Source organism: Vibrio lamellibrachiae (genome assembly GCF_050337265.1).
GTDB lineage: Bacteria > Pseudomonadota > Gammaproteobacteria > Enterobacterales > Vibrionaceae > Vibrio > Vibrio kyushuensis.
The window spans coordinates 875,225-887,468 of record NZ_JAKJSU010000004.1; the positions used below are offsets into that span (position 1 = coordinate 875,225).

The 12,244-nt window shown below is 42.4% G+C and carries 9 protein-coding genes; 3 read left to right on the forward strand and 6 right to left on the reverse strand.

Features of this window, described 5'->3' with window-relative positions; all coding sequences use genetic code 11:
• Nucleotides 1-21 precede the first annotated feature (21 nt).
• The 6 genes from menE to L4C54_RS04190 form a co-directional block, all read right to left on the reverse strand.
• Nucleotides 22-1,434: an o-succinylbenzoate--CoA ligase gene (menE, locus tag L4C54_RS04165; protein WP_428807195.1), complete on the reverse strand. Its 1,413-nt coding sequence runs from the start codon at nt 1,432-1,434 to the stop codon at nt 22-24.
• Nucleotides 1,434-2,420 carry an o-succinylbenzoate synthase gene (gene menC / locus L4C54_RS04170; RefSeq protein ID WP_428807196.1) on the reverse strand — a complete coding sequence of 329 codons (987 nt, stop codon included), beginning with the start codon at nt 2,418-2,420 and terminating at the stop codon, nt 1,434-1,436. Before menC ends, menE begins: the two co-directional genes overlap by 1 nt.
• Nucleotides 2,421-2,678: 258 nt before the next feature.
• A complete protein-coding gene (menB, locus tag L4C54_RS04175) occupies nt 2,679-3,545 on the reverse strand; it encodes a 1,4-dihydroxy-2-naphthoyl-CoA synthase (protein ID WP_428801366.1) in 867 nt (288 codons plus the stop codon).
• A 58-nt stretch (nt 3,546-3,603) separates the two neighbouring features.
• Nucleotides 3,604-4,386, reverse strand: coding sequence for a 2-succinyl-6-hydroxy-2,4-cyclohexadiene-1-carboxylate synthase (gene menH, locus L4C54_RS04180; RefSeq protein WP_428807197.1), 783 nt, complete (start codon nt 4,384-4,386; stop codon nt 3,604-3,606).
• A complete protein-coding gene (menD, locus tag L4C54_RS04185) occupies nt 4,376-6,115 on the reverse strand; it encodes a 2-succinyl-5-enolpyruvyl-6-hydroxy-3-cyclohexene-1-carboxylic-acid synthase (RefSeq protein ID WP_428807198.1) in 1,740 nt (579 codons plus the stop codon). Before menD ends, menH begins: the two co-directional genes overlap by 11 nt.
• The gene (locus tag L4C54_RS04190; RefSeq protein ID WP_428807199.1) at nt 6,115-7,422 is read right to left on the reverse strand and encodes an isochorismate synthase; all 1,308 of its coding nucleotides are present in this window, start codon (nt 7,420-7,422) and stop codon (nt 6,115-6,117) included. The genes menD and L4C54_RS04190 overlap by 1 nt, the downstream gene beginning before the upstream one ends.
• 217 nt (nt 7,423-7,639) lie before the next feature.
• Here L4C54_RS04190 and L4C54_RS04195 point away from each other — a divergent pair, with 217 nt between their 5' ends.
• The 3 genes from L4C54_RS04195 to L4C54_RS04205 all read left to right on the forward strand — a co-directional run bounded on the left by L4C54_RS04195 (nt 7,640) and on the right by L4C54_RS04205 (nt 12,186).
• Nucleotides 7,640-8,854 carry a pyridoxal phosphate-dependent aminotransferase gene (locus tag L4C54_RS04195; protein WP_428801362.1) on the forward strand — a complete coding sequence of 405 codons (1,215 nt, stop codon included), beginning with the start codon at nt 7,640-7,642 and terminating at the stop codon, nt 8,852-8,854.
• Nucleotides 8,855-9,025: 171 nt separating this feature from the next.
• Entirely contained in the window at nt 9,026-9,628 is a 603-nt protein-coding gene (gene yfbR, locus L4C54_RS04200; RefSeq protein ID WP_428807200.1) for a 5'-deoxynucleotidase, read from the forward strand.
• Between the two features lie 65 nt (nt 9,629-9,693).
• Nucleotides 9,694-12,186 (forward strand): bifunctional diguanylate cyclase/phosphodiesterase, encoded by a 2,493-nt coding sequence (locus tag L4C54_RS04205; protein ID WP_428807201.1) that lies wholly within the window; start codon nt 9,694-9,696, stop codon nt 12,184-12,186.
• Nucleotides 12,187-12,244 lie beyond the last annotated feature (58 nt).

Here is a 12,244-nt window from a genome sequence, read left to right on the forward strand (position 1 = left end):
ATTAGTCACCGATTCTGCACTTCACTTTACTCGGCTTTCTAGCCACTTCTTTAATGCACTTCTCGACACTTTAATACCGGAATTCAGCATCTCCTGTGGCATAAGATAATATGAAACAGGCCATTTAAATCTTTCTAATCTATGCTGCAAATAATCCACAATATCGAGTTCATCTATAGGTATAGAGCTTTCAATGATAGCGACAGGACGATGACCAAATTCACTATCTTCAATCGGGACTATGATAGACTGAACAATATCGGGATGTTGATTCAATTGCGCTTCAATTTCTTCACAGTGAATATTCTCACCGCCAGAAATAAACTGGTTATCAGCCCGACCCATAATACGTAATTCGTCACCTTCCCATTGACCCAAATCTTTACTGTCAAACCAACCTTCCAGATCAATTAATGGTGTGATGCTTCCTTGAAAAAAATAGCCTTTTGCTAGTGTTTCACCACCAATATAGATCCGGTTACCTTCAATTTTTAGGCGTCGATTTGGCAACAATTTTCCTGCTGTTGGATTATCATCAATCTGTTTGGCGGTTACAGTAGAAGCCGCTTCTGTCATACCATAACCTAGCCATGTATCGATACCGAAACTCGCACATTTTTTTGTCAATTCTTGTGGTATATGACTTCCACCGAGTAGAACTCTCGATAACGCCAAAGGCTGGTCGCTCGCGATCAAGCGACTTAATTGCGTAGCAACAAGTGAAGCATGGGTCACATCTTGTATATCTTTGCACAGATCCCCTACGCCTAACTTCAAACAACCACCAGCAGCCAACCAACGGTAAACGATGGCCAAACCAGACACGTGATACATCGGCAAACTCAACAGCCACGTATCCGCAGTACCATAACTAAATTCTTTCATTAGCCCTTGAGCTGAAGCAAAATGCTGAGCAAAGCTATGAGCGACCGCTTTAGGCAAGCCAGTTGAACCCGAGGTGAAGATGACTGATGCTAAATCATCGGTGTTTATTTTACTAAGAGGCTCAACTTCGGATCTGTCGGTAGACGTATCGAACGCCAGCAAACTGCAACTGGTTTCTAAGTCTTGCTGTTCTTGATCTGAAAAACCGAGCCAAACATCATCGGTTAACCATAGATATCGAGACTGCTGTTGTTTGTACAAACAATTAAGTTTTTGAGTTAACGCAGACAAAGGCTGTGGCATCGTTAAAGCAGTAATTGCACCTAACTCACAACAAGCTAAATAGACAAGCAGTGATTCTGTTTGGTTCTTACCAACGATGGTGACCACATCGCCCTGCTTTACACCTTGCGATCGTAGTTGCGCAGAAAACTGATGAATTTCACCAGTCAATTGAGCCCAAGTGTAATTATGTTCGGGGGTAATGAGTGCGCAAGAAAATGGGCTCCTTTGAGCCCATTTTTTAATAGATACCGTTGTCGTTGACACTATGACTGCCACATCAGTTGTTGGTCATCCAAACGGGAAATGGGTAGAGTAGAGTCAGGCCAAGGTGTTTCAAGCTGGCTCTTAAATAAATTTAACGTATCTAAGCCAGGAACTTCTTCTGGAAGTTGCCATTTAGAGAAGCGAGCAAGTTGATCTAAGCCAAGGCTAGATTCGATACTTGAGCTAATAACGGCTTGTATGCTCAGTACTTTTGCTTTTTCGATTAATTCAATACAACGCTGAACCGAACCAATTAACATTGGCTTAATAACAATCGCTTTAGCTCCGGTCAGATCTTCTAAAGCAAAGTCGTGTTTTTGTACGGCATGCTGAAGTGTTTCATCCCAAGCTATCGCTATTCCTGTATCCATAGCCAAAGAAAAACTATCTCCAGGTGCCATACAAGGTTCTTCTAGGTAGTTAATTCGCTGGCGAAGTGATGGCGCTATATATTTTGCAAATTTCTGCGCTTGATCCAAAGACCAAGAACGATTTGCGTCTAAGCGTAGAGAGAGATCGGGAATAGACTCTAGTAATAAGCTAACAATCATTCCATCACGAATAGGTTCGTATAAACCCACTTTTACTTTCGCAACTTTCTTTCCTTCCATCGCGCTCAATACAGGAATCAATTCATCTGGGTCTCCGCTGCATAAAGGCGCAGCGCGGTAGTTACCTTCTTTCGGTAATTCACCCGACAGTTCAAGTTCTGCCATTGAAAGACCAAACGCGACAGATGGGTACAATTCGTTGTAGTCAAAGCTTTGCCCAGAAACCCACATCTCTAGCTGTTGCTGAGCTTGAATTCCGGCTTCTTCTGTTGTTTCAACACTAAAGCCTAGAAGTGGGGCTATCTCACTGCGTCCTGTACGGCCATTTTCGGTAAGTTCCACCACGTAGCCAACACGCTCGGTCAGCTTATGGTTTCGTAGAATAACACCGCTATCCATAGGTAATTGATAACGATACAGTTTGGCTGATTTCATATAAGATTCCGCTTGTTTGATGCGCGATCATGAGTACTACATAGACCATCTAATCAGGTCATAAGTTCATCTCTAACTTACTTAATCTAAAGCTTCAGTTTAAATAGACCGCAGAATGCCGATATTTCTTTTCTCGATAAACAAAATGCACCTCAATACTTCGTGCATTTTGCCTATCGGCTATGTATCACTCGAGCAATAGCTTACCTAAGCAATATATAGGTTACTTAAACAACGTATAGTTTTGGCCAAACCTTTTTAAGGATTACGCGGGTACTTATCGAAATCAGGTCGACGTTTTTCGTTAAATGCATTGCGCCCCTCTTGACCCTCTTCTGTCATGTAGAACATCATCGTCGCGTTACCCGCTAACTCTTGCAAGCCGGCTTGACCATCACAATCAGCATTGAGTGCCGCTTTCAAGCAACGAAGTGCCATTGGACTATGCTGCAGAGTTTCACGAGACCAACGAATCGCCTCTTTCTCAAGGTCTTCAACCGGAACAACTGTATTCACAAGGCCCATATCTAGCGCTTCTTGTGCATCATAGAAACGGCATAAGAACCAAATTTCGCGAGCTTTCTTTTGGCCAACAATCCTTGCCATGTAAGAAGCTCCCCAACCACCATCAAACGAACCAACTTTAGGTCCTGTTTGGCCAAACTGAGCATTTTCAGCGGCAATCGTTAAGTCGCACATCATATGTAAAACATGACCGCCACCAACAGCCCAACCAGCAACGGCTGCAATAACAGGTTTAGGACAGGTACGAATTTGACGCTGGAAATCCAAAACATTGAGATGGTGTGTACCGCTATCATCTTGATAGCCACCATAGTTACCACGAACTTTTTGATCGCCCCCAGAGCAAAATGCTTTCTCACCTAAACCCGTTAGGATGATGACACCGACTTTTTCGTCATATCGAGCATTCGCTAATGCATCAATCATCTCTTTTACGGTCTGCGGGCGAAATGCGTTATGCACTTGAGGACGTGCAATCGTGATTTTTGCAATGCCATCTGCAGATTTATGATACTGAATATCTTCGTATTCGTTAGTACAATCTTGCCATTCGGCAGGTGCATAAAGTTCTTCTTCGGTAATGCCTACAGTTTTTGCCATCTTAATATCCATTTGTTCAATTAGTCGCTCGTTTTAGCGAGCATAATGTCTTGCATCGTTATAAATTCAACATCACATGTTCATTTATAATTTGCACAAAGGCGTGCGGGCTCTCTTGATGAACGTTGTGCCCAACACCGATTACTTGATTAAATGACAGACCACTTTCACGAGCAATCTGACTAAATTTATTGTCTTTCTCACCACAAACATAATGCACTTGTGTCTTCTGCTCTTTGATCGCTTCTAACAAATGATCTTGCTTCGCTAATGATGTCGCGAGCAGCATATTGGCAACAGAAGAGCCAAGATTAGCACTACGCTTGAGTACTAATACTTGTCTTTGCTCATGATTTAGTGAAGAAAAAACACCTTGCTGATACCAATCGATTAACACCTGCTCAATTGGCTCATGAATGAATCGATTAGCCCAATGAGTATCACTCACTAGCCTTACTTGTTTATCGTTTTGATTCTGAAGACCAAAGTTACCACCTTCAATAATCAGACTCTGAAGGTTTAGTGATAAAAAGTGTTGATTAGCAACACCGTGCATCGTGACTCTTCCACCCATGGAGTAACCAATTAGAATCACAGGTTGATTAGGGGGAAGTAATGAGTCCAGTGTGTTGGAAATCATAGCGCAACAATCATCAAAGTCGTAGCACGTCATGCTCGTACTTTGACCATGACCGGGAAGATCGAGGGTAATACACGAATATTGCTTAAGAAGATCAATACAGGGCTGCCAATCACTGCCACTACCAAGCAACCCATGAAGAAAAACCATCGTTGGTTTTTCTATAGTGTGCGGTCGATTATACTGATGACTATGAAGCATGAATAAGTTTATAGAACTCTTTTAGCTGGGTGGAGGCCTGATTTGGCGGTGTTTGAACTTCAATAATTAAAGCGCCATGCCCTTCAGTGAGATGGTTTGTCATTGTTTCAAGACAAGTTGAAAGAGTATTCGGCCTATCGTAGGCCAAACCAAATTGCTTAGCTGCATACTCAAATTGGTAGCCATGAGGCATTTGATAAAGTGCCTGCTTTTGCGCTTCAGGTACAGGCAGTAGATCGAAAATTGCTCCGCCATCATTGTTCGTAACCAAAACCACAACGGGTGTCTCTTGATGAGTGAATAACGCCAATGAATTGAAATCATAAAGCAGCGACGTATCACCGATAAATAGAATCATTGGTTGTTGTGTTGAGCGCTGTACACCGGCCGACGTGGCAACCAAACCATCAATACCGGACGCCCCTCTATTCGTAAATATGTCACGCTTTTCCAATGATGAAAACATATCGACAAGACGAACAAAAAGGCTATTCCCAAAGAAGAATGAAACCTCTTTAGGCAACGATTGTTGAAGCTGTGTTATTGAATAGGCCAAACTAACTTCAGTTAGATCATCACCGCTCTCTAACTGATTACGAGCTTCAATCTTTACTACTGTCGATAGAAATTTAAGATCATCAGCCCAGCCACAATTCCCAGCCTCAACATTGGAGTGGGTTAACCTTTTTAACTGCGTCTGCACCCAGTTCGAAATATTCGCTACACAATGAATTTGGTTCAAGTGTGATTGGTTATTTCGAACAGTACTTGGATCAATATAGAAATAATCACAGCCTGTGGTTGATATGTGTTTCTCAAGCCAGTGGTTGAGTCGTTTAGAGATAACTCTTGAACCGAACTGCACAACGGCTTCACATTGGGTCAGAATCGATTGAGACTCCATTGATTCGCTTTTCATCTGCAGCCACAAGTCATAATGAACCCAATCACTGCTCACACCAGATTGTGGGTCACACAACACCGGCCAGCCTAATGTCGAAGCAAGTTCCAACGCTTGGTTTGCCTCATCTAAGCTCACACTACCGATAATCACCATGCCCTTTTTAGTAAAAAGATCAGGGTGAACTAAATGATCAATGTGACCACAACATTGTTGTGTGTAACGCTGTGTAGAGTTCTGCCACATTTGTATTGTCGTAAGATAATCATCAAATATGCTTTTATCATGAACCGAGTAAAGAGGTTCAGGGAATGGACAGTTAATGTGTACCGCTGAACCAACTTGGTTTTGCTGGTGCATGACCTCATCAATACTCGATAGCAACCAATTTAAACTGACGCTATCCGATGGGCTGGGAAGATTAAGAGCGGCACTCGCATGCGATGAAAAGATACCTTGCTGGGCAATGGCTTGATTAGCACCACAACCCACTAATTGTTGTGGCCTATCAGCCGTCAATACAACTAACTTCTCGCCGGTTAATTTCGCTTCAGCTATAGCAGGAAGTAAATTAGCAACCGCGGTGCCAGAGGTGACGATAATAGCAATGGGCTTTTTGCTCGCTTTGGCCAAACCTAACGCCAAAAAACCTAAACCACGTTCGTCAAAATGGGTATGTATGTTTAGCTTAGCGTTCGCATCAGCTTCAAGCGTTAATGGTGTTGATCGTGAACCGGGAGCAATACACACGTCAGTAACACCAAAGCGAGTCAACTCTTCTAGAATCACTTCACACCATATTCGATTCATCACTGCTTGATGAGCCATTATGATGCAACACCTAGTGGAGTACTGTCTGAAATTAGCGAGAGCAGCGTAGACATTTTTTTATCCAACTCTTGCCACTCATGGCTCGCGACAGAACCCGGTACAATGCCTGCCCCAGCAAACAGCTGAACTTGATCATTAAGTACAAGTGCACTTCGTATAGCAACACAAAATTCCGCTTTTTGATGACTCACATAGCCAACCGAACCCGCATACCACCCACGGGCAAAAGGTTCATGTTGACGAATAAATTCGATTGATTCTTTACGAGGCAACCCCGCGACAGCAGCAGTAGGCTGGAGGGCACTTAACAACTGAACACCATTGGTACCTTTGTGTAAATGCGCTCGAATACTTCGTTTTAGGTGCTGAACCTTCCGCAACCTAACCAAACGAGTGTCTTGCTCAACATAGATATCTTCGGAATGCGGCGTTAAGCGATCAACGATGTCATCCACAACATACTGGTTTTCATTCAGGTTCTTTGTATCTTGCGAGAGCCAATTGGCTAATTTCATATCTTGAGTCGCATTGACACCGCGGCCAATCGTACCCGCTAACGCTTCTGTATGAAGCTCCTGACCTAAACGAGAATATAAACGCTCTGGGGTTGAGCCCATGAAGCTGTGTTTCTGATCAAGTGACATCAAGAAGTGAAAACTGTGATGATTTTTTTGGTAGCTGGCTTTGAGTAATTGAGCAGCGCACACCGGCTTATCAAGCTGAAGTACAGTTTTTCTAGCGAGCACAACCTTTTTAAAATCACCAACTGCGATGCCATACAGTACCTTATCGACTAAATATTGCCATTCACTGTTACTTGGTGTGTGGCTAACACTGTCGATATGAGAAGACAAAGGAAGCAGTGGAGTTACATCGCCTTTCAGTTTGTTTAATGTTGCTAAAGTACGGTGTTTGTCTGTTGTGATATTAGCGGCAAGAGACCAAGTATCATCAAATCGAATCAACTCAACCTGTGGTAAAAAGAAAAACGAAGGCATGCAGCGGCGGTTTTTTTCCGTATTACCATCAAACGATCGACCACCCCAGATGCGTTGGTCTTCACCTAATATGGCATAAGCAGGAGCGGGATCAGAAAAAGTATACAATTGGCCGAGTGCAACGACCTCTTCACGAGTATCTCTTGATTGCCAATAAAATTTTGGAAAAATTGGCTGCGCTTCTAACCAGTCTATAAAAGCAAAATTTGGGTTTTCCTCAAGAACTTGAACTAGACGTACTTCGCCCTCTTTGGCGCTCTTTACACGTTCAATAAGTTCAGAAACAGCTTGATGAAAATGAGACAAACCAACCTCTTATATCGATGACATTGCTATTATTAGATGGCTACTTTATTTATAGACTTCCCTCAAATCAAGGCTGTCTCCCATTTTTTACATATTCCTGTGATAACAAACGTACAAAGATTAATCATCAGCTAAATAAATGGCAGATTTTAATTCTATCAAACCCTAAATTAAGATACTTTAAATATAGAATTGAATCATTTTTAGGGATTGTGCAATGGAAAATATCGGGATGTCGTCAAAACTCGATAATGTCTGCTACGACATTAGGGGTCCAGTACTCAAACATGCTAAACGCATGGAGGAAGAAGGGCATAAAATTCTTAAGCTGAATATTGGCAATCCCGCCCCATTTGGTTTTGACGCCCCAGACGAAATCCTTGTTGATGTAATTCGTAACCTTCCTACTTCTCAAGGCTACTGTGATTCGAAAGGGATCTACCCTGCTCGTAAAGCAGTCGTTCAGCATTATCAGAAAAAAGGCATCCACTCTCTTGATGTCGAAGATGTCTATATTGGCAATGGTGTCTCTGAGTTAATCGTTATGGCGATGCAAGCGTTGCTAAATAACGGCGACGAAATGCTAGTACCCTCACCAGACTATCCACTTTGGACGGCGTCTGTTGCGCTGTCAGGCGGTAAAGCCGTTCACTACATGTGTGATGAAGAGTCTGATTGGTATCCAGATCTTGATGATATTAAAAAGAAGATCGGGCCAAAGACTCGCGGTATCGTTCTAATTAACCCAAACAATCCAACTGGTGCGGTGTATAGCCGAGACTTCTTGCTTGAAGTGATCGAAATTGCCCGTAAACACAAACTGATCATTTTTGCCGATGAAATCTATGACAAAGTTTTGTACGACGGCGCGACTCACACCTCAATTGCAACACTGACAGAAGACGTATTGGTTGTGACGTTTAACGGTCTATCTAAAGCTTACCGAGTGTGTGGTTTCCGTGGTGGTTGGATGTTCTTAACCGGCCCTAAACATACCGCCGCAGGTTATATATCCGGTTTAGAAATGCTCGCCTCAATGCGTTTGTGTGCCAATGTGCCGATGCAACACGCAATCCAAACTGCGCTTGGTGGCTACCAAAGCATCAACGAGTTGATCTTACCTGGTGGTCGTTTACTAGAGCAGCGTGATAGAGCATGGGAACTAATTAACCAAATTCCCGGCGTTTCTTGTGTGAAACCAAAAGGAGCGATGTATCTATTCCCGAAAATCGACACCAAGAAGTACAGCATCAAAGATGACCAAAAAATGGTGCTCGACTTTTTGATTCAAGAGAAAGTTCTACTTGTACAAGGGAGTGGCTTCAATTGGCCTAAACCAGATCACTTCCGTATTGTGACTCTGCCACATATAGAGGACCTAGAAACCGCTATTGGACGCTTTGAACGCTTCCTGACGACGTATCGCCAGTAGCTAGTTTACTGATAATACCTGAAGCCATGGAGAGCGCTTCTTAATGGATACTTTTTCATATATGAGTGATTACTCATAAAGTGAGAGAGTGTCCATTTTTGTTTAAGACAATTTAACTTATGCTTTTAGCTTATGCTTTAAGAAAGAGTGATACTTAAGGATGTCAACGCTATGGAAGATAAGTCCGCAGTAAAAGAGAGCCATTTTTTTGCTCACCTCGCACGTATGAAGCTGATTCAGCGCTGGCCTTTGATGCGCTCTATTTCAACCGAAAATATCTCAGAGCACAGCCTTCAAGTCGCTTTCGTCGCTCATGCGCTAGCGGTTATCAAAAATAAAAAATTTAACGGACAACTCAACCCAGAGCGTATCGCTATTTTGGGGATGTACCATGACACCAGTGAAGTACTCACAGGCGATCTTCCTACGCCTGTTAAGTATTACAACGCCGAAATAGCAAAGGAGTATAAGAAAATCGAGGCCGCGGCGGAGAAAAAACTGTTGTCAATGCTGCCTGAAGAGTTTCGCGAGGACTTTGCCCCCTACCTCATTACGCAAGAAGCCCACCCAGAAGACGCTGCCGTGGTAAAACAAGCAGACACCATCTGTGCATACCTAAAATGCTTAGAGGAACTCAGTGCGGGCAATCATGAATATGCGTTGGCCAAAAAGCGCCTAGATGTCACTCTAAGAGAGAGGCGCACTGATGAAATGGACTATTTCCTCAATACCTTTGCTCCTAGCTTCGAGTTATCCCTTGATGAAATCACCTAACGGCTACCAACTCTTAAATGCTTAACTACACTTTACTCAATAAGCATATTTATAAGAGGACGGTTGTGTCTTTGACTGGTGACCGAAAGCTTCTATACCTGATCAAATATCTTCCGATGATAATCATTGGCATTTTTGTAGTTATATTAATTACTATCATTCTCTCTGCCAATCGTTCAGCCCTACGAGAAGACATCTCATCTCTGCGTGACAATTTTTACCAGACACAGCGAGAGGCGATTCAATACCGAGTAACCAATATCAGAGAGCAGATTGAGTTTGAGAAAGCCAATACTGAAACCATTCTTAAACAAGACATAAAAAATCGTGTTGATGAAGCGATAGCAATCGCAGAAAACATCTACCTACAAAACCCAGGGCTTAGCGAGTCGGCTGTTACGGAAATGATCACCGACGCACTACGTGAAGTACGTTTCAATAATGGTCGTGGTTACTTTTTTATCTACAAGCTCGATGGCATCAATATCATGCACCCTATCTTGACTCATATTGAAGGAAAATCATTGTGGGATTTGCAGGATGTTCGTGGGTCATACGTAATTCAAGAGCTCTCCAATGTCGCGATTAGTCAAAAGCAAGGCTTTCACCGCTGGTGGTGGAGTAAACCGGATCAGGTTGATAAGGAATTCGACAAAATTGGTTATGTCTCTCACTTCAAACCATTTGATTGGTTTATTGGTACAGGCGAATACGTTGTCGATGTAGAGCAAGATATTAAGTCTCGCCTTTTAAAACGTATATCCGGCTATCAATATGGCAATGGCGGATATGTTTATGTCATGGACAGTAAGGGCGTGTTGCTTTCTCACCCTAACAAAGCACTTATTGGTATTGAGCGATTGGGTGCGCAAGATATCAACGGTGACTTTTATATAAAAAGGATTGTTGATAAAGGACTCACAGGCGGTGGCTTCATAAACTATAGATCAAGCTATCTACCTGCTGGTACTACAGAGCCAGACAAGCTTAGCTATCTTAGCTACCTTCCAGATTGGGATTGGATTCTTGGAACCGGTGTCTACACCCAAGAGATCGAGAGTTTTATTGATAAAAGGCAATATTCTATCGAGCAAAAGAACTCTGAAGAGGTTCTAAAAATTACTTTTTTTAGTCTCATTGCTTCATTGCTGTTGGCCGCGCTCTCCTGGTATATAGGTGATGCCGTAGGGCGACGTTTCATGCGCTTTCAAAAACAGATTAAACAAGACTTCCATGAACTTGAAGAGACCAAAGATAAACTCCAATATCTTGCACTGCATGACAGCTTAACCGAGTTGCCCAACCGACTATTTCTTATTGAGTTCATCGAACAACAACTTGAAAAAAGTCGAGACAATGGAAACTTTTTAGCCATTATGTTCGTCGACCTGGATGATTTTAAAAAAGTGAATGACGCATTTGGTCACTCAACTGGGGATCGCCTGCTGGCTAAAGTTGGCTCTCAGTTTGAAACATTACTTGGCAAAGAGGATATTGTTGCACGATTTGGCGGTGATGAGTTTGTATTCTGCTTTTCTAACTTATCCTGTGTCCTAGATGCTGAAAAAATAGGGCTCGATATTTGTGACCTATTAACCAAAGATTTCACCATTTCAGGAAAAGTGATCTCTTCGAGTTGTAGTGTCGGTGTCGCTCTTTACCCTCAAGATGCTCATTACGCCGAAGATCTTATTGCTAAAGCAGATACCGCACTTTACACCTCGAAAGCTCGTAAAAAAGGTCATGTTCTTTTCTACGATGAATCGATAAATCAGCAAGTTCAGTATGAGCTCTCTCTTGAAAAAGAACTTCGCTGCGCGCTCAAGAACGACGAACTATATATGGTCTATCAACCTCAAATTGACCTAAATAGTGGCAACCTTAAAGGCGTGGAAGCACTTATTCGCTGGGAAAACCCCATCTTAGGTCATGTTTCACCCGTTGAGCTAATTCGCAAAGCAGAAGAGATTGGGTTGATTCATGAAATTGGCCGATTTGTCATTGAACGTTCTTGCAAACAAATTATTGATCACTATCCAAATAGTGCTGAGAGTATTGATCTTTCAATTAACGTCTCTCCAAGCCAACTCATCGCTAAAGGCTTTGTCGAAGAACTCACTGCGATTGTGGATTCAAACGGCATAGACAGAAAGCGTATTACCGTTGAGATCACTGAAAACGTGTTAATTAACGATTTGGAACTCGTTACTCCAATACTGAAACAGATCCGCGAATGCCAGTTTTCTATTTCTCTGGATGACTTTGGAACAGGGTTCTCTTCATTAAGCTACCTATGTAACTTGCCAATAACGGAAATTAAAATTGACCGAAGTTTTATCGACAAACTGTTAGTTAGCGAACAAAGTGATGCACTGGTTAAAGCGATCATCGCGATTGGTGATTCTCATTCGTTAAAAGTCGTCGCAGAAGGAATCGAATCTTTAGAGCAATATCGTAAACTGAATCAATATCAGTGTAACCTTGGCCAAGGTTATTACTTTTCTAGACCTATTCTAATGAGTGACCTTGTAAACTATCGTAATGACCGTACATTATAGTTATACAGCCTAATATTCTCCTTTAGCATTGGGCTATCTAATCTGGTTAAAGGTAATC